At 69.2% G+C, this 20660-nt stretch carries 8 protein-coding genes, 3 rRNA genes and 1 pseudogene; 4 read left to right on the forward strand and 8 right to left on the reverse strand.

All coding sequences use genetic code 11. The features are described 5' to 3' along the window. Nucleotide 1: 1 nt before the first annotated feature. Nucleotides 2–1642, forward strand: a pseudogene (locus DJ476_RS35595) (type IV secretory system conjugative DNA transfer family protein); the annotation flags it as partial. Nucleotides 1643–1696: 54 nt separating this feature from the next. Here DJ476_RS35595 and DJ476_RS15555 read toward each other — a convergent pair. From DJ476_RS15555 to DJ476_RS15580, 5 genes are all read right to left on the reverse strand, one after another. Further along, nucleotides 1697–2254, reverse strand: coding sequence for a GNAT family N-acetyltransferase (locus tag DJ476_RS15555; protein WP_112492529.1), 558 nt, complete (start codon nucleotides 2252–2254; stop codon nucleotides 1697–1699). A 195-nt stretch (nucleotides 2255–2449) separates the two neighbouring features. Then, nucleotides 2450–2566: ribosomal RNA gene (gene rrf, locus DJ476_RS15560) — 5S ribosomal RNA — on the reverse strand. Nucleotides 2567–2644: 78 nt separating this feature from the next. Continuing rightward, nucleotides 2645–5771 (reverse strand): 23S ribosomal RNA (locus DJ476_RS15565). A 301-nt stretch (nucleotides 5772–6072) separates the two neighbouring features. Next, nucleotides 6073–7600: ribosomal RNA gene (locus DJ476_RS15570) — 16S ribosomal RNA — on the reverse strand. Together the 16S, 23S and 5S rRNA genes form the textbook arrangement of a ribosomal RNA operon. A 726-nt stretch (nucleotides 7601–8326) precedes the next feature. After that, nucleotides 8327–8884 (reverse strand): MarR family winged helix-turn-helix transcriptional regulator, encoded by a 558-nt coding sequence (locus tag DJ476_RS15580; protein ID WP_070200594.1) that lies wholly within the window; start codon nucleotides 8882–8884, stop codon nucleotides 8327–8329. A 134-nt stretch (nucleotides 8885–9018) separates the two neighbouring features. Here DJ476_RS15580 and DJ476_RS15585 point away from each other — a divergent pair, with 134 nt between their 5' ends. Further along, a complete protein-coding gene (locus tag DJ476_RS15585) occupies nucleotides 9019–10365 on the forward strand; it encodes an MFS transporter (protein WP_112490797.1) in 1347 nt (448 codons plus the stop codon). Nucleotides 10366–10408: 43 nt separating this feature from the next. On the opposite strand, the gene DJ476_RS15590 is transcribed toward DJ476_RS15585, so the two are convergent. Continuing rightward, on the reverse strand, nucleotides 10409–12163 hold the full coding sequence (locus DJ476_RS15590) for an ATP-binding SpoIIE family protein phosphatase (protein ID WP_112490798.1): 1755 nt from the start codon (nucleotides 12161–12163) through the stop codon (nucleotides 10409–10411). A gap of 249 nt (nucleotides 12164–12412) precedes the next feature. After that, nucleotides 12413–14023: an NAD(P)/FAD-dependent oxidoreductase gene (locus tag DJ476_RS15595; protein WP_241565767.1), complete on the reverse strand. Its 1611-nt coding sequence runs from the start codon at nucleotides 14021–14023 to the stop codon at nucleotides 12413–12415. A gap of 414 nt (nucleotides 14024–14437) precedes the next feature. Between DJ476_RS15595 and DJ476_RS15600 the strand changes: the two genes are divergently transcribed. Both DJ476_RS15600 and DJ476_RS15605 read left to right on the forward strand, forming a co-directional pair. Continuing rightward, nucleotides 14438–15397: a TetR/AcrR family transcriptional regulator gene (locus DJ476_RS15600; RefSeq protein ID WP_181006669.1), complete on the forward strand. Its 960-nt coding sequence runs from the start codon at nucleotides 14438–14440 to the stop codon at nucleotides 15395–15397. Nucleotides 15398–15801: 404 nt separating this feature from the next. Then, the gene (locus DJ476_RS15605; protein WP_112490799.1) at nucleotides 15802–17949 is read left to right on the forward strand and encodes a sigma-70 family RNA polymerase sigma factor; all 2148 of its coding nucleotides are present in this window, start codon (nucleotides 15802–15804) and stop codon (nucleotides 17947–17949) included. A 143-nt stretch (nucleotides 17950–18092) separates the two neighbouring features. On the opposite strand, the gene DJ476_RS15610 is transcribed toward DJ476_RS15605, so the two are convergent. Continuing rightward, nucleotides 18093–20204 carry an asparagine synthase-related protein gene (locus DJ476_RS15610; protein WP_107499812.1) on the reverse strand — a complete coding sequence of 704 codons (2112 nt, stop codon included), beginning with the start codon at nucleotides 20202–20204 and terminating at the stop codon, nucleotides 18093–18095. Nucleotides 20205–20660: the final 456 nt, after the last annotated feature.

Here is a 20660-nt window from a genome sequence, read left to right on the forward strand (position 1 = left end):
CATGGCACGCAGACCAGCAGCACAGGGCCCGACCCCGGAGCGGGGCCGCCACCACCAGGCCCGCCGGCACAGCCCCCGCCAGGAGGAATCCGGCGGCGGGGGCATCCCCGACGGTCTGCTGCTCGGGCTGATCGGCTTCCTCTTCGCGGCGACCCTGCTCGCCTGGACGGCCACCGGCCTGGCCGGCCTCTTCACCCACGGCTCCTGGCCGGACAACGTCACCTTCACCCGAACCCCCCTGGCTCTGCGCGAACTGGCCACGGCCCCACAGGACCTCGCGGCCGCCTGGCCCCACACACCCCCGTCCCAGCTCTCCGGCTACGGCCTGTTCTGGGGCCTCTTCATCGGCGAGCTGATGGTGCTGGTCGTGCTGACGGTGTTCGTGCTGGGGTCCGTGGCCCGTTGGCGGGTGGTACGGGAACGACGCCGCGAGGAGCGCCTGTACGGCTCGTACGGGACACCCCACCAGCCCGAGAACCCTCACACGCCCGAGAGTCCCCACGCGTCCCACCAGCCCAACGACGTGCCCCACAACGTGCACGAGGCCCCGGCCCCGCACCCGCTCACCCCACCGCCCCCACTCACCAAGTCCCCCGAAACGCCACCCCGACCACAACCACCATCGCACCCGGCCGAGCAGGACACACGCCGGACAACCCCCGAGGCTCCACCCCAGCCACCCCCACCAACTGCCCTCCTACTCCCCTCTCCCCGCACGCCTCTCCTCGTCTACGCCCCCGCCCCCGACCGGCGCCCCACCGTCGTCCAGGCCGTCCGGGAAGCCGAGGGCCCCGCCCTCGTGGTCACCTCGGACCCCACGGTCTGGGCCGAGACGAAGGACGCCCGCGCCAAGCTCGGCCCGGTGCTCGTCTACGACCCCGGCCACCTCTGCGACACCCCGGCCCGCCTCCACTGGCCGCCCACCGCCGACTGCGAGCACCCCGACACCGCCGCCGTACGCGCCGCCGCCCTCCTCGCCCCGGTCCGCCCGCAGGCCAGGATCGACGCGGCGGTGGCCGACACCGCCCAGACGCTCCTCCAGTGCTGGCTGCACGCCGCAGCGGTGGACGGCCGCCCGTTCCGCCAGGTCGCCCGCTGGGCCTCGGGGGCCTCCGCCCACGAACCCGTACGCCTCCTCCGTACGCACCCCAAGGCCGCCTCCGGACTCGCCGGCCTGCTGGAGTCCGCGCTCACGGCCTACCCGGAACGGCGTGAGATCGCCCAGGAGTTGAACGTACGGGCCTTCTCAGCCCTCTCCTCGGTCCACATCCGGGAGGCCTGCACGGCAAATCGATCGGATTCGGCCGCGCTGGCATCTTTTGCCCGCGAGGGGGGAACGCTCTATGTGGTCGGTGAACCCATCGAGGATCCCCGCACCCGCCCCGGCGCGATGCCCCTCCTCACCGCGCTGGCCTCGCACGTGGTCGAGCACGGCCGCCGCATGGCCGCACGGTCATCCGACGGTCGGCTCGACCCACCAATGACGCTGGTCCTGGACGACGTCGCCGCCGTGGCCCCGCTCCCCCAGCTCCCCGAACTACTGGCGAAGGGGCAGGACTTGGGCCTGCCCACGATCGCGCTCCTCCGCTCCCGCGAACAAGGCCGGGCCCGCTGGCAACAACACCTGCACGCCCCCACCCCCGCCCCGGATCAGGCCACCCGGCCTGATCAGCCCGCGGCCCGTAGGAGAGAAGCCCTACCCCCGCCCACGCTCCATCACATACTCCAGTTCCCAGGCGCCCACGTCGCCCGGGACCGCCATCCGCTGCCCGGACGGTACGAATCCGAACCGCCGGTAGAACGCCGCCGCCCGCGGGTTGTCCCCGTGCACATACAGCCGCACCCGCTCCAGCCGGGGCGCGGACAGCGACCAGCACCAGTCCACGGCCACCCGGAACAACGCGTCGGCCACCCCGCTCCCCCGCACCCTGGGCCGGACGAAGACGCCCACCAGATGCCCCTGGGCCACCTCGGGAGCCTCCCCGAAACGGACATCGTCCTCCGGGCGCTCGACCAGCGCGGTGACCGTGCCCACCCACTCCCCTTCGGGCGACTCCGCGACGAACTGCCGTACGTCCCCGCCCTCGGCAGCCGCCGCCGTACGGTCCTGCCAGAAGGCATCCGGCCGCGCGACCGCCGCCTCGTACGAATCCAGGAACGCCACGGGAGCCACCGGGTCCTGAAGGGCCTCCAGCCGCAGCTGCCTGGCGAGCGGCCACTCATCGGCCCGCACGGAACGCATCACGTATCTCATGGCCCGATCCTCGCCCCGACCCGCACCCGCCTCAACCGAGTAAGTGAGCCTCACAGGCCGCGCTCCGGCCCGCTCCATGCCTCTGGCCGGTCCGAGCATCACCATGGCTGCGGGCAGGTGACCGGTCATAGCATTTCTCCCCTGAAACGCAGGAAAGCCCCGCACCATACGGTGCGGGGCTTTCCCACAAAAATTGTTCGGCGGCGTCCTACTCTCCCACAGGGTCCCCCCTGCAGTACCATCGGCGCTGAAAGGCTTAGCTTCCGGGTTCGGAATGTAACCGGGCGTTTCCCTAACGCAATGACCACCGAAACACTATGAAAATTTGAACACCGGGTGTAATCACGGCTGTTCGTTATTTCAGAACTAACACAGTGGACGCGAGCAACTGAGGACAAGCCCTCGGCCTATTAGTACCAGTCAGCTCCACCCCTCACAGGGCTTCCACATCTGGCCTATCAACCCAGTCGTCTACTGGGAGCCTTAACCCCTCAAAGGAGGTGGGAATACTCATCTCGAAGCAGGCTTCCCGCTTAGATGCTTTCAGCGGTTATCCTTTCCGAACGTAGCCAACCAGCCATGCCCTTGGCAGAACAACTGGCACACCAGAGGTTCGTCCGTCCCGGTCCTCTCGTACTAGGGACAGCCCTTCTCAATATTCCTACGCGCACAGCGGATAGGGACCGAACTGTCTCACGACGTTCTAAACCCAGCTCGCGTACCGCTTTAATGGGCGAACAGCCCAACCCTTGGGACCGACTCCAGCCCCAGGATGCGACGAGCCGACATCGAGGTGCCAAACCATCCCGTCGATATGGACTCTTGGGGAAGATCAGCCTGTTATCCCCGGGGTACCTTTTATCCGTTGAGCGACAGCGCTTCCACAAGCCACTGCCGGATCACTAGTCCCGACTTTCGTCCCTGCTCGACCCGTCGGTCTCACAGTCAAGCTCCCTTGTGCACTTACACTCAACACCTGATTACCAACCAGGCTGAGGGAACCTTTGGGCGCCTCCGTTACTCTTTAGGAGGCAACCGCCCCAGTTAAACTACCCATCAGACACTGTCCCTGATCCGGATCACGGACCCAGGTTAGACATCCAGCACGACCAGAGTGGTATTTCAACGACGACTCCACAACCACTGGCGTGGCCGCTTCACAGTCTCCCACCTATCCTACACAAGCCGAACCGAACACCAATATCAAACTATAGTAAAGGTCCCGGGGTCTTTCCGTCCTGCTGCGCGAAACGAGCATCTTTACTCGTAGTGCAATTTCACCGGGCCTATGGTTGAGACAGTCGAGAAGTCGTTACGCCATTCGTGCAGGTCGGAACTTACCCGACAAGGAATTTCGCTACCTTAGGATGGTTATAGTTACCACCGCCGTTTACTGGCGCTTAAGTTCTCAGCTTCGCCACCCCGAAGAGCAGCTAACCGGTCCCCTTAACGTTCCAGCACCGGGCAGGCGTCAGTCCGTATACATCGCCTTACGGCTTCGCACGGACCTGTGTTTTTAGTAAACAGTCGCTTCTCGCTGGTCTCTGCGGCCACCCCCAGCTCACGGAGCAAGTCCGATCACCAGGCGTGGCCCCCCTTCTCCCGAAGTTACGGGGGCATTTTGCCGAGTTCCTTAACCATAGTTCACCCGAACGCCTCGGTATTCTCTACCTGACCACCTGAGTCGGTTTAGGGTACGGGCCGCCATGAAACTCGCTAGAGGCTTTTCTCGACAGCATAGGATCATCCACTTCACCACAATCGGCTCGGCATCAGGTCTCAGACTTATATGCACGACGGATTTACCTACCGTGCGTCCTACACCCTTACCCCGGGACAACCACCGCCCGGGCTGGACTACCTTCCTGCGTCACCCCATCGCTTACCTACTACAAGTCTGGTTCATCGGCTCCACCACTACCCTCAACTCCGAAGAGATCGGGCCGGCTTCACGGACTTAGCATCGCCTGATTCAGTACTGGGCGTTTCAAAGCGGGTACCGGAATATCAACCGGTTGTCCATCGACTACGCCTGTCGGCCTCGCCTTAGGTCCCGACTTACCCTGGGCAGATCAGCTTGACCCAGGAACCCTTAGTCAATCGGCGCACACGTTTCTCACGTGTGTATCGCTACTCATGCCTGCATTCTCACTCGTGAACCGTCCACAACTCGCTTCCGCGGCTGCTTCACCCGGCACACGACGCTCCCCTACCCATCCATACTCCCGTTGAGGATATGTGTATGAATGACACGACTTCGGCGGTACGCTTGAGCCCCGCTACATTGTCGGCGCGGAATCACTTGACCAGTGAGCTATTACGCACTCTTTCAAGGGTGGCTGCTTCTAAGCCAACCTCCTGGTTGTCTCTGCGACTCCACATCCTTTCCCACTTAGCGTACGCTTAGGGGCCTTAGTCGATGCTCTGGGCTGTTTCCCTCTCGACCATGGAGCTTATCCCCCACAGTCTCACTGCCGCGCTCTCACTTACCGGCATTCGGAGTTTGGCTAAGGTCAGTAACCCGGTAGGGCCCATCGCCTATCCAGTGCTCTACCTCCGGCAAGAAACACACGACGCTGCACCTAAATGCATTTCGGGGAGAACCAGCTATCACGGAGTTTGATTGGCCTTTCACCCCTAACCACAGGTCATCCCCCAGGTTTTCAACCCTGGTGGGTTCGGTCCTCCACGAAGTCTTACCTCCGCTTCAACCTGCCCATGGCTAGATCACTCCGCTTCGGGTCTAGAGCGTGCAACTCAAACGCCCTGTTCGGACTCGCTTTCGCTACGGCTTCCCCACACGGGTTAACCTCGCTACACACCGCTAACTCGCAGGCTCATTCTTCAAAAGGCACGCAGTCACGACTGACAGCACAAGTGCTGCCAGCGACGCTCCCACGGCTTGTAGGCACACGGTTTCAGGTACTATTTCACTCCGCTCCCGCGGTACTTTTCACCATTCCCTCACGGTACTATCCGCTATCGGTCACCAGGGAATATTTAGGCTTAGCGGGTGGTCCCGCCAGATTCACACGGGATTTCTCGGGCCCCGTGCTACTTGGGTGATTCTCAAACGAGCCGTCAATGTTTCAGCTACGGGGGTCTTACCCTCTACGCCGGACCTTTCGCATGTCCTTCGCCTACATCAACGGTTTCTGACTCGTCTCACGGCCGGCAGACCGCAAAAGAGAACTCCCACAACCCCGCATACGCAACCCCTGCCGGGTATCACACGCATACGGTTTGGCCTCATCCAGTTTCGCTCGCCACTACTCCCGGAATCACGGTTGTTTTCTCTTCCTGAGGGTACTGAGATGTTTCACTTCCCCTCGTTCCCTCCACACTGCCTATGTGTTCAGCAGCGGGTGACAGCCCATGACGACTGCCGGGTTTCCCCATTCGGAAACCCCCGGATCAAAGCTTGGTTGACAGCTCCCCGGGGACTATCGTGGCCTCCCACGTCCTTCATCGGTTCCTGGTGCCAAGGCATCCACCGTGCGCCCTTAAAAACTTGGCCACAGATGCTCGCGTCCACTGTGCAGTTCTCAAACAACGACCAGCCACCCACCACCCCGTCCCTGAGGACGAGTTCACTGGGGCCGGATCAGAAGGAACAACCTTACGGCCGCACCCTCAGACACCCAACAACGTGCCCGACACGATCAACCCGATCCCGTTTTCCACGCCGAAGCAGTACTAACGAAACCGTGCCCACCGTGCCGAATAGTCAACGTTCCACCCATGAGCAACCAGCACCGAACACTCGCCGGTGTACTGGCCTCTGACCAAACCGAAGCCTGGTAAGAAGTGCTCCTTAGAAAGGAGGTGATCCAGCCGCACCTTCCGGTACGGCTACCTTGTTACGACTTCGTCCCAATCGCCAGTCCCACCTTCGACAGCTCCCTCCCACAAGGGGTTGGGCCACCGGCTTCGGGTGTTACCGACTTTCGTGACGTGACGGGCGGTGTGTACAAGGCCCGGGAACGTATTCACCGCAGCAATGCTGATCTGCGATTACTAGCAACTCCGACTTCATGGGGTCGAGTTGCAGACCCCAATCCGAACTGAGACCGGCTTTTTGAGATTCGCTCCGCCTCACGGCATCGCAGCTCATTGTACCGGCCATTGTAGCACGTGTGCAGCCCAAGACATAAGGGGCATGATGACTTGACGTCGTCCCCACCTTCCTCCGAGTTGACCCCGGCAGTCTCCTGTGAGTCCCCATCACCCCGAAAGGCATGCTGGCAACACAGAACAAGGGTTGCGCTCGTTGCGGGACTTAACCCAACATCTCACGACACGAGCTGACGACAGCCATGCACCACCTGTATACCGACCACAAGGGGGGCACCATCTCTGATGCTTTCCGGTATATGTCAAGCCTTGGTAAGGTTCTTCGCGTTGCGTCGAATTAAGCCACATGCTCCGCTGCTTGTGCGGGCCCCCGTCAATTCCTTTGAGTTTTAGCCTTGCGGCCGTACTCCCCAGGCGGGGAACTTAATGCGTTAGCTGCGGCACCGACGACGTGGAATGTCGCCAACACCTAGTTCCCAACGTTTACGGCGTGGACTACCAGGGTATCTAATCCTGTTCGCTCCCCACGCTTTCGCTCCTCAGCGTCAGTAATGGCCCAGAGATCCGCCTTCGCCACCGGTGTTCCTCCTGATATCTGCGCATTTCACCGCTACACCAGGAATTCCGATCTCCCCTACCACACTCTAGCTAGCCCGTATCGAATGCAGACCCGGGGTTAAGCCCCGGGCTTTCACATCCGACGTGACAAGCCGCCTACGAGCTCTTTACGCCCAATAATTCCGGACAACGCTTGCGCCCTACGTATTACCGCGGCTGCTGGCACGTAGTTAGCCGGCGCTTCTTCTGCAGGTACCGTCACTTGCGCTTCTTCCCTGCTGAAAGAGGTTTACAACCCGAAGGCCGTCATCCCTCACGCGGCGTCGCTGCATCAGGCTTTCGCCCATTGTGCAATATTCCCCACTGCTGCCTCCCGTAGGAGTCTGGGCCGTGTCTCAGTCCCAGTGTGGCCGGTCGCCCTCTCAGGCCGGCTACCCGTCGTCGCCTTGGTAGGCCATTACCCCACCAACAAGCTGATAGGCCGCGGGCTCATCCTTCACCGCCGGAGCTTTCAACCCCGTTCCATGCGGAACAGAGTATTATCCGGTATTAGACCCCGTTTCCAGGGCTTGTCCCAGAGTGAAGGGCAGATTGCCCACGTGTTACTCACCCGTTCGCCACTAATCCACCACCGAAGCGGCTTCATCGTTCGACTTGCATGTGTTAAGCACGCCGCCAGCGTTCGTCCTGAGCCAGGATCAAACTCTCCGTGAATGTTTACCCGTAATCGGGTGCACACATCACGAGAGCGGAACAACAAGGTCGGAATAAGACCCGTCGTTCACAGCGTCCTCGCTGTGTATTGCCTACCGCCGCACATGGCGACCGTAGGACTTTTCAAAGGAACCACCAACCTGCCGAAGCAGGCCGGGGTATCAACATATCTGGCGTTGACTTTTGGCACGCTGTTGAGTTCTCAAGGAACGGACGCTTCCTTCGGTCCCGTATCACCGGGCCCCTCCGGGCGCTTCCCTTCGTTTACTTCTTTTGTGTCTTGCTGTCTTGCGTTTCCGACTCTATCAGAGACTTTCCAGTTTCCGATCCCGGTCGAAGCGGGTCCTGCTACTTGCTTTCCGGGGTTCTTCGCTTTCGCGCTTTTCCCTTTCCGGCGAGTCCGACTCTATCAGATCCTTTCGGGCCTGACTCCCAGTCAGTGGGGCTTGTCCTCCCGGCTGTTGGGCCGTTCCGACGTTCAAACTCTAGCGGATTCTCCCGGCGGCTCATAATCGGGCCTTCGAAATGAATTCCGGCATGCCGAAATCATCCCGAGTGGGAGGTCGTGCTGAAGTTTGGTTGCCGCGTGTGCGGCGGGATGTGTCATCACAGAACCGTTCCGGCTCCGTGGCAACCCGAAGAACCTTACGGATCGGGCGGGGCCGTGTCAACCCTGCCCGGGAACCGCCTGCGGGCCTGTTTTCCGGCCTGCGCTCCGGGGCGGCCTCAGTCCAGGTCGGTGAGGCGGCCGCCCGCGTCCGGCTGGGCGTGTTCCACCCGGCGCAGGAGGCGGACCAGGAGTTCGCCGAGGAGACCGCGCTCCTCGCCGGAGAGGTCCTGGAGGAGGTCCTCCTCGAAGTCGGTCGCCATGCGCATCGCCTCGAGCCACTTCGCGCGGCCCTCGTCCGTCAGCTCGACGATGACACGGACCCGGTTGTTCTCGTCGCGGTCCCGGGTGACCAGGCCCTCGCCGGCCATCCGGTCGATGCGGTGGGTCATGGCGGCCGGGGTGAGGCCGAGGCGCTTCGCCAGTTCGCCCGGACCGAGGCGGTAGGGGGCGCCCGACAGGACGAGGGTCTTGAGGACCTCCCACTCGGCGTTGCTGATGCCGAGGGCGGCGAGCTGCCTCCCGTACGCGACGTTCATCCGGCGGTTCAGGCGGCCCAGTGCGGAGACGACCTGCTCGACCTGGGGGTCGAGATCGCGGAACTCGCGCTGATAGGCGGCGATCTGTTCGTCGAGGCTCGGCTCGGCGGGACCGGGCTCCTCGGTGCTCTCGGACATGGCGGGCAGTATGGCACGCCCCCACCACCCTTGAAGTCCTTCAGACTGTAGTTTTCACCTTCTAAGTTTAATGCTAAAGTCTTCGAGTCTGAGTTTCGTTCGAGTCATTGAGGTAGGTGAGTGTGACCAGGGAGATGGGCGCAGCGCTGCGGCGGATCCAGCTGGGCAGCGCGCTGAGCGCGTTCGGGCTCGGGTTCACCGTTCCGTATCTGTACGTCTACGTGGCGCAGGTGCGGGATCTGGGTGCCGGTACGGCGGGAGTCGTGCTGGCGGTCTTCGCCATGGCAGCGCTGGCCGTCCTGCCGTTCACCGGGCGGGCCATCGACCGGCGGGGGCCCCTGCCCGTGCTGGTGGCGGCCTCCGGTCTCGCCGCCGTGGGCGCGGCGGCCCTGGGGTACGCGAGCAGCGTGCCGGCCGCCGTGCTGTCGGCCGCGGTCCTCGGTGCGGGTACCGCCGTGATGCAGCCGGCGCTGGCCACGATGCTCGTGTGGTGCTCCAGCACCGCCACCCGTACGCGCGCCTTCGCCATGCAGTTCTTCCTGCAGAACCTGGGCCTCGGGCTCGGTGGGCTGGTGGGCGGTCAACTGGTGGACGTGAGCCGTCCGGCCAGCTTCACCATGCTGTTCCTGATCGAGGCCGGGATGTTCGTGGTCCTCGGTGCCGTGGCGCTGACCGTGCGGATGCCCCGTACGGCTTCTCTGGGCGTGGCCCGTCCGGGTGACGGCTCCGCCAAGGGCGGGATGCGGGCGCTGCTCTCGCACCGGGCCATGGTCCAGCTGTGCGTGCTCGGGTTCGTGCTCTTCTTCGCCTGCTACGGGCAGTTCGAGTCGGGCCTCGCCGCGTACGGCACCGAGGCCGCCGGGATCCAGCCCTCGACGCTCGGCTTCGCGCTGGCCGCCAACACCGCGGTCATCGTCGTCGCCCAGTTCGTCGTCCTGCGGCTCGTGGAGCGGCGGCGGCGCAGCCGGGTCATCGCAGCGGTCGGTCTCATCTGGGCCTTCGCCTGGATCGTGGCGGGGTACGCGGGGCTCGGGCACGGCAGCCAGGCCATGGCGACGGCCGCGTTCATCTCGACGTACGCGCTGTTCGGGCTGGGCGAGGCGATGCTCTCGCCGACCGTGGCGCCGCTGGTCGCGGATCTGGCGCCGGAGTCGATGGTCGGGCAGTACAACTCGGCGTTCGCCCTCTGCAAGCAGCTCGCGCTGGCGGTCGGCCCGGCGGTCGGCGGGCCGATGGGGGCCTCGCTGCACGGCCCGTACATCGTGACGTTCGTGCTGTTCTCGCTGGGTATCACGGTGCTCGCGCTGCGGCTGGGGCGCCGGCTCACCCCCGTACAGGATCAGCCTTCGCTCGCCGACATGCCCTCGCGGGTGGTGGCCGTGTCGCTGCCCGACGGTGGTGGGGCGGATGGTGCGGGGGCGGCCGACCGGGCCGTGTCGGTCACCGCGCCGGCCGCCACGTCCGCCGCTGCCGGGCGCTGAGCCCGGCTCCCGGAGGAGAAGTCACGAAAAGCCCTGTCCCGCTTCAGCGGGGCAGGGCGAACTCGCACCAGACCGCCTTGCCGCCGCCCGGGGTGCGGCGGCTTCCCCATGAGGTGGCGATCGACGCGATGATCTCGATGCCGCGTCCCGCCTCGTCCGCCGGTTCGGCCTGGCGGCGGCGCGGGAGGTGGTCGTCGCCGTCGGTCACCTCGATGATCAGCCGCCGGTCCGTGCGGCGCAGTCCCAGGCACATCGGCGGGGTGCCGTGCTGGAGCGAGTTGGCCACCAGCTCGCTGGTGGCGAGGACGCCGAGGTCGCGCAGCTCGGCCGGGAACCGCCAGGAGGTCAGGACCCCGGTGGCGAAGGCGCGGGCGCGCGGGGCGGCCTCGATGCCGCCGAGGAGGTCGAGCGCGGCGTTGTGGAACAGCTCCGCGTCGGCCCCCGTACGGGCGGGGTGCTGGACTACCAGGACCGCCACGTCGTCGTCGTGCTCGGCGGTCACCCCGAGGGAGCGGATCAGCCGGTCGCAGACCACCTGGGGCGACCCCTTGGCGCCGGAGAGGGCGCGGGCGAGGGACGCGACGCCCTCGTCGATGTCCTCGCTGCGGCGCTCGACCAGCCCGTCGGTGTAGAGGACCGCGGTGGAGCCGGGCGGCAGCGCGATCGTGCCCGAGGTGTGGATCCAGCCACCGGTGCCCAGTGGGGGTCCCGTGGGGTCGGCGGCCCGCTCGACCGTGCCGTCCTCGTCGCGGACGAGGATCGGGAGGTGGCCGGCGGAGGCGTAGACGAGCTGTCCCTCGTTCGGGTCGTGGACGGCGTAGACGCAGGTGGCGATCTGGGTCGCGTCGATCTCGGAGGCGAGGACGTCCAGCAGTTGGATCACCTCTTGCGGCGGGAGGTCGAGCCGGGCGTAGGCGCGGACGGCGGTGCGGAGCTGGCCCATCACGGCGGCGGCCCGCACACCCCGGCCCATGACGTCGCCGATCACCAGGGCGGTGCGGCCGGCGCCGAGGGTGATCACGTCGTACCAGTCGCCGCCGACGGCCGCGTCGGTGCCGCCGGGCTGGTAGGTGGCGGCGATACGGAGGTCGTCGGGCTGCTCCAGCTCCTGCGGGAGCAGGGAGCGCTGGAGGGTGACGGCCGTCTCGCGGTGGCGGCGCTCGCTGGTGCGCAGCCGCTCGGCCGCCTCGGCGTGGTCGGTGACGTCGGCCGCGTAGACGAGGACACCGCCCTCGCCCTTGCCCTCGCTCCTTCCGTCTCCCCTGCTGCCCGTCCTGCCGTCCGTCTTGGGGTTTTCGGTGCCGGTGGCTTCCCCGCTGTCCCAGGGGGCCACCGGGGTGCAGGTCACCGTGTACGAGCTGCCCCCGGCGGTCCGGCGGGACTTGACCGTACGGGCGGTGCCGCTGCGCAGGACCTGGTCGAGCAGGGGCAGCACGCTCAGCTCGGCCAGCTCGGGCAGGGTCTCGGCGGCGGGGGCGCCGCAGGGGCGGGGGCCGAAAGCCGTCTCGTACGCCTCGTTGACGTAGGCGACGCGGTGGTCCGGGCCGTGCAGCAGAGCCACGGCCACGGGGAGTCGGCCGAGGATCTCGCGGGCCGAGAGGTCGTCCAGGGCGGGGCCCGTGGCGGTCGGCGCGGAGGCGGTGTCGGGGGTTGCCGGAAGCGTGCCGTCCGGCAGGGTGGCCGCGGCCTGCGCCTGGGCGTACTCGGCCCGGGCGGCGGGGACGGGGCTGCGGTCGTCCCGCGCGGCGGCTCGACGCTGCGTTCCGGGAAGGCGGGCGCTCCAACGCGTGAAGTTCACGGAATTTCTGGCCTCGTGTGTCGGTTCGGTGCGTCGCTGCTGGTCACTGTTGGTCACTGCCGGCCGGGTCACTCTGTGCAGGTGTGAGCCCACCTATGGTCACACGTCCAGTGTGACCGACCGTACTGACAGTTGCCGTCCGATCGCCGTCCGGGCGGGGTCCGAACGGCGTCCTGGTGGCGTCCGTACGGTGGCCTGCCGGCTACCGTACGGCCCGCGCCGACGGTGAGGCCGTGGTCGGGCCGCTGGTCAGCGGGGGGTCCGGGGCGGCCGTCCGCCCGGCGGGTCCTCCGGCCGTCCGTCGGTACCGGGGGGCGGTGAAATGCCGTCGCCCGGTGGGGTGCTGTCGCCCGGCCGGATTCCGTCGCCCGGTGAGGTTCCGGCGGCTGGTGGAGTTCCGGCGCCCCGTGGAGTGGAAGGGCTCGATGGAGTCGAAGGGTCCGGGGAAGTGGCGGGGCGGGGCAGGGTGCCGGGGCGCTGGGGGGCCACCGGGCCGCCTCCGGCCGCCAGTTCGAACTCGGCCCGGGGGTGTTCGAGCGAGCCGAGGGAGACGATCTCCCGTTTGAAGAGTCCGGCCAGGGTCCATTCGGCAAGGACGCGCGCCTTCCGGTTGAACGTGGGCACCCGGCTGAGGTGGTACGTGCGGTGCATCAGCCAGGCGGGGTAGCCCTTGAGCTTGCGACCGTAGACGTGGGCGACGCCCTTGTGGAGGCCCAGGGAGGCGACGGATCCCGCGTACGTGTGGCGGTACTCGGTGAGCGGGCGGCCGTCGAGCGTCGCGAGGACGTTGTCGGCGAGGACCTTGGCCTGGCGGACGGCGTGCTGGGCGTTGGGGGCGGTCTCCCTGCCCGGCTCGGCGGCGGTGAGGTCGGGGACGGCGGCGGCGTCGCCCGCGGCCCAGGCGTGCGGCATGCCCTCGACGGCGAGGGTGGCGGTGCAGCGGAGCCGGCCGCGTTCGGTGAGGGGCAGGTCGGTGGCGGCCAGGAGCGGCGACGGTTTCACGCCGGCGGTCCACACGAGCGTGCGGGTGGGGAAGCGGGAGCCGTCGCTCAGGACGGCCACCCGGTCCTCGCAGGTCTCCAGGCGCGTTTCGAGGCGTACGTCGACGCTGCGGCCGCGCAGTTCCCCGACGGCGTACCGGCCCATGGCCTCACCGACCTCGGGGAGGATGCGGTCGGAGGCCTCGACCAGGATCCAACGCAGGTCCGTGGGCTTGATGTTGTGGTAGTACCGCGCGGTGTAGCGGGCCATGTCCTCCAGCTCCGCCAGGGCCTCCACGCCCGCGTAACCGCCGCCGACGAAGACGAAGGTGAGCGCGGCGTCGCGGATCGCGGGGTCGCGGGTGGCGGACGCGATGTCCATCTGTTCGATGACGTGGTTCCGCAGCCCGATGGCCTCCTCGACCGTCTTGAAACCGATGCCGAAGTCCGCGAGGCCGGGGATCGGCAGGGTGCGCGAGACGGATCCGGGGGCGATGACGATCTCGTCGTACCCGATCTCCAGGGCGCCGGTGCCGTCCTCCGCGGTGGCCAGGGTGGTGACGGTCGCGGTGCGCTTGGCGTGGTCGATGCGCTCGGCCTCACCGATGACGATCGTGCAGTGGTCCAGGACGCGGCGCAGCGGTACGACGACGTGGCGCGGCGAGATCGAGCCGGCGGCCGCCTCGGGGAGGAACGGCTGGTACGTCATGTACGGCTCCGGCGTGACGACCACGATCTCGGCGTCCCCGCTCCTGAGTCTCTGCTTCAGCTTCCGTTGGAGACGCAGCGCCGTGTACATCCCGACGTAGCCGCCGCCGACGACGAGAATGCGCACACCTGGCCTGGTGCCGGGGGTCGTCCCCCGGGAATCTGGAGCCATCACCACCCCATGACGCAACGGAGTCAGAGGTTTGTCCACAGGCCCGGCAAATTGTGTGACCGCAGGGTCCCGCGGGACGGTCCGGTCCTGTCGGACGGGCGGTGGGGAAGCTGTGCAGGTCAGGTGCGCTGCGGGGGAGGAACGGACGGGCGCGGGCGGGCGATCGGTACGCTTCTGCGCCGATCGGGGGGCGCACCATACGGAACTACCCCCTTCTGAATTGACGCGGGCTCAACTATGTTCGTAACCCGTCGGGAGTCGGGTGCGGATTTCGTTGTGCTCACTCACCGGCTGACACGGCGGGGAAGTCTCCGGGGGGAGACGTCATAACCGGGGGAAGTTATGCAGATTCAGGATTCGCATGGGCAGTCCGCGCGCACGCACACGTCCACGGACCACGGACGTCTGGGTTCCGTGGGTGCGCTCGGTGTCATGAGTTCGGCCGACGCGGTGCGTTCCGCGGCGGCGGTGAGCGCGGCGGCGATCGGAGCCGCCGCGACAGGGACGGCCCCGGCCGCCACCGGTAGCGCTCCGGCGGCCGGTACGGCGGTGAACGGGCCGACGACGAACGGTTCCGGGGCCGGTGGTGCCCCGGCGGGCGGGGCGGCGTCGTCCTCAGCCGCAGGTCTTCCGCGTTCGGCTCCGCTGCGCGTGGACGCGCAGCGCAATCTGGAGCATGTGCTGCGGGCCGCGCGTGAGGTCTTCGGCGAGCTGGGGTACGGCGCTCCGATGGAAGACGTGGCACGCCGCGCCCGGGTCGGGGTGGGCACCGTCTACCGGCGGTTCCCCAGCAAGGACGTGCTGGTGCGGCGGATAGCCGAGGAGGAAACCTCCCGGCTGACCGAGCAGGCGCGTACGGCTCTGGGGCAGGAGGAGGAGCCCTGGTCGGCGCTCTCCCGCTTCCTGCGGACCTCGGTGGCGTCGGGCGCCGGCAGGCTGCTGCCGCCGCAGGTGCTGCGCGTCGGGGTCGACGCGGAGGAGCCGGGTGCGGAGGTCTCGCCGGGTGCGGCCCCGTCGGTGGTGGGGGACGCGGGCGACGAGGCCCGTGTTCCGCAGCAGCGGCAGGGCGTGGCCCAGGCGGAGTTCCGGGTCATCGGCCAGCGCACGGGTGCCGAGGACGGGCTCGACGGGCTCGACGGGCTCGACGGGCTCGGTGAGGATTCGGGCGCGGCCGAGCTGCTGGAGGTCGTGGGCCGGCTGGTGGAGCGGGCGAGGGAGTCGGGCGAGTTGCGCCGTGACGTGACGGTGGCGGATGTGCTGCTGGTCATCGCCACCGCCGCCCCCTCTCTGCCGGACGCCGCCCAGCAGGCGGCGGCCTCGGCCCGGCTGCTGGACATCCTGCTGGAGGGGCTGCGGTCCCGGCCCGCGGTCTGACGGCGTCCGTACGTCAGCGCCGCTTGCCGTCTGCCGCCCTGCCGTCGCCTGTCGCCCGCCCTGTCGCCTTCCGGCGGCGGGCGATGGGTTCTCGGGGGCGGGCGGTCGGTGCACGGGGGCGGCAGACAACGTTCAGCGGGCGGCGAGGGCGCGGAATCAACCGTCGTACCGTCCGGCACCCGTTCGGCCGCACGTTCGCATGTACCCACCCCGTCGGGGCCCCCGGCAGGGGTGGGCGGCGCGAAGCAGCGGGGATTCATTCCCCGAAAGAGGGTCGTTTTGCACTCGCATTCGAGAAAACGCCCCGGATGAGTGGTTGGCGGGAGTGAGGAGCCAACGCGATTGAGCCATGTGGCAGTCTTGGCCGATATTCGGGTCCGAGGGTGTATACGGGGGCTTGCGCGATGAGCGGTAACGAGCAGCAGGAAGAGCCGCTCGACGAGATCGCAGCGGCGCGCAGGGGCACGAAGGCCGACGGGATGCCCTCCGGGCAGGTGCCGGCCCAGGCGGGACGCGGTCCGTCGGACGGTGAGTCCGAGGGCGGGACCGTGCTGCCCGGGCCGTGGCCGGCCGTCGCCGGGGACGAGCCCTCCGGCGCGGGTGCCGGTGGCGGCGGCGAGGACATCGGCGCGTACGCGGTGCCGTCGCAGCGCGAGGGCCGCAGCGGGGCCCCCGATGTCGGACTCTCCGACGCCCAGTTGATCGAGGGCATGCGGGACGGGGACAACCTCGCCTACGAGGAGCTGTTCCGGCGCCACTCGGGCGCGGTCCGCCGGTACGCCCGTACGTGCTGCCGGGACGGGCACACCGCCGACGACCTGACCGCCGAGGTGTTCGCGCGCACCCTCCAGGCCGTACGGGGCGGCAAGGGGCCGCAGGAGGCCGTGCGGGCCTATCTGATGACCGCCGTCCGCCATGTCGCCGCCGCCTGGACCAGGAGCGCCAAGCGGGAGCAACTGGTCGACGACTTCGCGGTGTTCGCCGCGCAGGCCTCGCGCACCTCGGAGCTGTCCGACGACGACACCCTCGACCTCGGCGCCGATGTGCTGGCGATGCACGAGGCCGAGCAGTCGATGGCCATGGCGGCGTTCCGGAGCCTGCCGGAGCGGTGGCAGGCGGTGCTCTGGCACACCACGGTGGAGGAGGAGTCGCCCAGCGAGATCGCCCCGCTGTTCGGCCTGACCGCCAACGCCACCGCCGTCCTGGCCAGCCGGGCCCGCGAAGGGCTCAAGCAGGCGTATCTCCAGGCCCATGTGAGCCAGGCGCTCACCACCGGGGGCGACTGCGCGCAGTACGCGGACCGGCTCGGCGCCTACGCCCGGGGCGGGCTGCGGATGCGGGCCGAGCGCGGGCTGCGCAAGCATCTCGACAAGTGCGCGAAGTGCCGGGTGGCCGCGGGCGAGCTGCAGCATGTGAACGCCGGGATCCCGGCGCTGCTGCCGATCGCGGTCATCGGCTGGTTCGCCGCCGGGTACTCGCTCAAGGCGGCCGGTGTCGTGGCGGGCGGGGCCATGGGCGCCGCCGGGGCCGGAGCCGCCGCCGCCGCGACCGGCGGGGGCGCGTCCTCGGGTGCGGCCGCCGGATCAGCGGCAGCCGGAAGCACCGCGGGAAGCGCTGCCGGGGGCGCCGCAGGAGGGTCGTCCGCAGGTTCGGCCGGGGGCGCCGCCGCCTCCGAGGGGCTCGGCGCGCCCGCGAAGGCCGGGATCGCGGCCGCCGTCGCCGTGGCCGCCGCTGCCGGTCTGGTGTGGGCGCTCGTCGGTGACGACGCGCCGAAGCCGGAGCCCGAGCCGGTCGCCAAGCCCCCGGCGGTGGCGCCCGCCGACCCGTCGCCGGAGCCGCCCGCACCCGAACCCGAGCCACCGGCCGCCCCCGATCCCGTACCGCCCGCGTCATCCGACCCGGAACCGCAGCCGGACCCCGCGGAACCGCAGCCGGACCCCGCGGAACCGGAGCCACCGGCCCCCGAGGAGCCGGCCCCGACCCCGCCGCCGCGCGCCGAGCCCACGCCCACCCCCTCCCCCGAACCGCCGGAGCCCGCGCCCCCCGCGCCGAGCCCGCCGCCGTCCCCGCAGCCCACTCCGAGCCCGAAGCCGCCGCCCCCGCCGCCGCCCGCCCCGACCGTCTACCAGGTCAGCGAGCTGCCGTACTCCCTGTTCGGCGACCACACCGAGCCGGAAGTGGTGATGGGGCAGAGCAGCTGGATCTGGCAGCGTTCGAACGTGGCGATCGACGGCAGGCGGTACGCGCACGGGGTGACCGTGCACGGCCGGTCCTCCGTCACCATCCAGCTCAACCGCCCCTGCACCCGCTACGAGGCGATGGTCGGCGTGGACGACCTGTCGATGGGGCTCGGCGCGGTCCGCTTCTCCGTCCACAACGGGGACGGGGCGCGGCTGTGGCGCTCCCCCGTGATGGAGGGCGGGGACCCCGCCGTGCCGGTCAGTGTCGGGATCGGCGGCCAGTCGTCGATCCGGCTCGTGGTGGAGCCCGAGGGACCGCTCGGAGCGGTGGCCCTGGCCGACTGGGCGGAGTCCCGGATCAGCTGCGCCTGAGCCCGGACCTGGAGGGCCTGCGCCCGGACCTTCAGAACCCGCGCCCGGACCTGCAGGGCCTGCGCCCGGCTGCGTAGGACTCGTGGGACTGATGGGGGCGGTAGGACCGGTCGGGCCGGTGGAGCTGGTGGGGCTGTTTCACGTCACGGCTGGAGCGTGCGCCGGGACGGGACCACTCCGCCCGCCACCGCGCGCTGGCGCGGTGCCGCCGTGCCCGTCCAGCAGGTACCCCGGCGGGCCAGCAGCCGCCGCAGCCACAGCTCGGTGGAGGCCAGCTCCGCCAGCCCGTCCAGCGGGAGCGGCTCGCCCTCCGAGGCTGCCCGCAGGGCCTTGCGTACGACACGGGCCTCGACCAGGCCCGCGTCGGCCAGGAGCGGGGCGTCGAAGAGGGCCATCAGGTCGGGCAGCGCGGTGCGCAGGCCGGTGCGGGTGACGGCGGTGGAGGTGGCCTGGGAGGGGGCGCCCCAGCCGGGCGGCAGGTCGTGGATGCCCGCCCCGCCCAGCACCCGGCGCAGGATCGCGGCCCGGGCGCCCGGCTGGACCCGGAGCGATTCGGGGAGCGCGCGGGCGGCCCGTACGACCTGGTTGTCCAGGAACGGGGCGTGCAGGCGCTGGCTGCGGATCTCGGCCGCCTGCTCCAGGATGCGGTGGTCGGCGGCGGCGCGGGCGAGGGTGGCGCGGGCGCGGGCCTCGCCGGGGCGCTGGACGGAGGTGGGCCGGATCGCCGCCTCCTGGAGGCGAACCGATACTTCCGCCAGCGCCTCGCCCGTCAGCCAGCGGGCCGCAGGACCCGGTCGCGACCAGGCGAGGGCGGCGAGCGAGGCGTCGGCGGGGGTGGCGAGGTCGGGGGCGTACCGGTTGGCGTCGGGGAGGAGTCCGGCGGCGGTCTCCAGGCCGGTGCGGTACGACGTACGGGCCAGTCGGCGCGCGGCCCGGTAGACCGTCAGCGGGACGAACAGCGAGTGCGCCGAGGGGCCTTCGGCCTTGGTGAGGGCGGCGACCGGGCGCAGGAGGTGGCGTCGGCGCCGGTCCATCAGGAGGTCCGCGAGGCGGGCCGGGTGGGCGTCCAGCACCTGCCGGGCGCCGTGCCCCACCAGATGGTCGGCGCTGCCCGCGGCGAGGCGGCGGCGGTGGCGCTCGGCGACGACGAGCGAGGGGCCCGGTTCGTCGGTGAGCGGGCCGGTGCCCAACGAGGCGTACGGCAGGGCCTCTTCACCCGCCGCGACGACGACGTGGTGGAGGCGCGGGTTGGCGGCGATGGCGCGAGCGCGCTCCAGCTCGTCCTCGTGGCCGCGGGTGGTGAGGTCGTTGAAGGTGACCGCGAGGAGCCGCTCCCCCGCCCCGGTGCCGTGGCCGAGGAGGGTGCCGGGCAGTCCGGGGAGCCCGGCGGCGAGCAGGGCGAGGGTGGCGGAGGCGCTGCCTCCGGAGAGGTCGGCGCCGATGCCCGCCACCGGGGCGCCCCGGGCCGCGCGCCGGTCGGCGGGGCCCATGCCGGGGACCGGTCCCGGGTCCTGCGGCAGGGTTTCGGGGGCGTGGCGGGGTGCGGTGAGCCGGGCGCGTACGGCTTCGACGAGCGCGTCCCGTACGCCCTCCACGGCGTGCACCGGGTCGACCTGGGGCGCGGCGACGGCGAGGGAGGCGACGGCCTCGTACCCGGTGATCTCCCGCGAGCCCTCCCGCAGGATCAGCGCGTGGCCCGGCGGGACCCGCTTCACCCCGGCGTACGGGGTGCCGTCGCCGAGCGCCTCCGGCGTCTCCGGGCAGGCGAGCAGGGCGGCGAGGTGGCCGATGTCGAGCTGGGCCTCGATGAGGTCGGCCAGCGGGAGCGCGGCGGTGGCGTAGGCGGTGCCACCCGCCCACGGGGTGTGGAAGACGGGCCGGGCGCCGGCCAGGTCGCCCACGATGGTGAGGCGGCGGCCGATCTGGACGACGGCGGTGTAGCTGCCGGGCCAGGCGGTGAGGTGGCGCATCGCCCCGCCGCGCGCGGCGAGCAGTCCGACGCGCAACTGCTCGTCGGTGGCGCCGCAGCAGCCGAGGACGGCGAGGCGGGTGGTGGGGGCGCCCTCGGGGGTGGCGACGCCGATGATCCGGATCTCGTCGGGGCGCCAGTCACCGACCGCCCAGAGCGGATCGGGGTCGCCCCACAGGAGTTGGGAGCCCACCGGGTGGACCGTGCGCCCCTCGCCGCTGTTGCCGACCGCCCCGACGGTGCCGAAGCTCGCGGCGATACTGCTCCATCCCACCAACCAACGCATCGCCGCCTCCACAGGCTGTGGACAAGCGGCGCGCTGTGCTGGTCGCATCGCCGCTGCGGGACATGCTGCCACGACAGGGCCACAGGAGAGGGGGTACGGACAGCGCACGCCGGATGAGCATGCGCCCCTGGCAAAGGCCGGGGACCGCGCGCCGCGCCGCCTTCACCGCATCACCGGCAACGGAAGTACCGATTCCGGGAGTTCGGGACGTCCGGACACCCGGCGGCCGCGCGCGACACCGTACCGTCCGGGAGACCGGAGCGCGTGTCATCACCCCGAGGAGAGCGGTCGAAATCCGGCCATAGTCGGACCGCTGGCCAGACCGTCACCGGACAGTCGTAATTCAGCCATTCTCATGAGGCTCCGCCGCCCGCGCACACCCGTCCGCGCCCCCGCGGCGGGCCTCCACGCACAGTCCGGGAGGTGGGCCTCACCTCCCGGACCGGTCCGCCGCCC

Origin of the sequence: Streptomyces bacillaris (genome assembly GCF_003268675.1) — a bacterium.
Classification (GTDB): Bacteria; Actinomycetota; Actinomycetes; order Streptomycetales; family Streptomycetaceae; genus Streptomyces; species Streptomyces bacillaris.

What these genes read in the sequence shown, in the direction of transcription:
- DJ476_RS15555 (WP_112492529.1), bottom strand. Translation starts at nt 2,254, where the DNA reads ATGAGATACGTGATGCGTTCCGTGCGGGCCGATGAGTGGCCGCTCGCC.
- DJ476_RS15580 (WP_070200594.1), bottom strand. Translation starts at nt 8,884, where the DNA reads ATGTCCGAGAGCACCGAGGAGCCCGGTCCCGCCGAGCCGAGCCTCGAC.
- DJ476_RS15585 (WP_112490797.1), top strand. Translation starts at nt 9,019, where the DNA reads ATGGGCGCAGCGCTGCGGCGGATCCAGCTGGGCAGCGCGCTGAGCGCG.
- DJ476_RS15595 (WP_241565767.1), bottom strand. Translation starts at nt 14,023, where the DNA reads ATGGCTCCAGATTCCCGGGGGACGACCCCCGGCACCAGGCCAGGTGTG.
- DJ476_RS15605 (WP_112490799.1), top strand. Translation starts at nt 15,802, where the DNA reads ATGAGCGGTAACGAGCAGCAGGAAGAGCCGCTCGACGAGATCGCAGCG.
- DJ476_RS15610 (WP_107499812.1), bottom strand. Translation starts at nt 20,204, where the DNA reads ATGCGTTGGTTGGTGGGATGGAGCAGTATCGCCGCGAGCTTCGGCACC.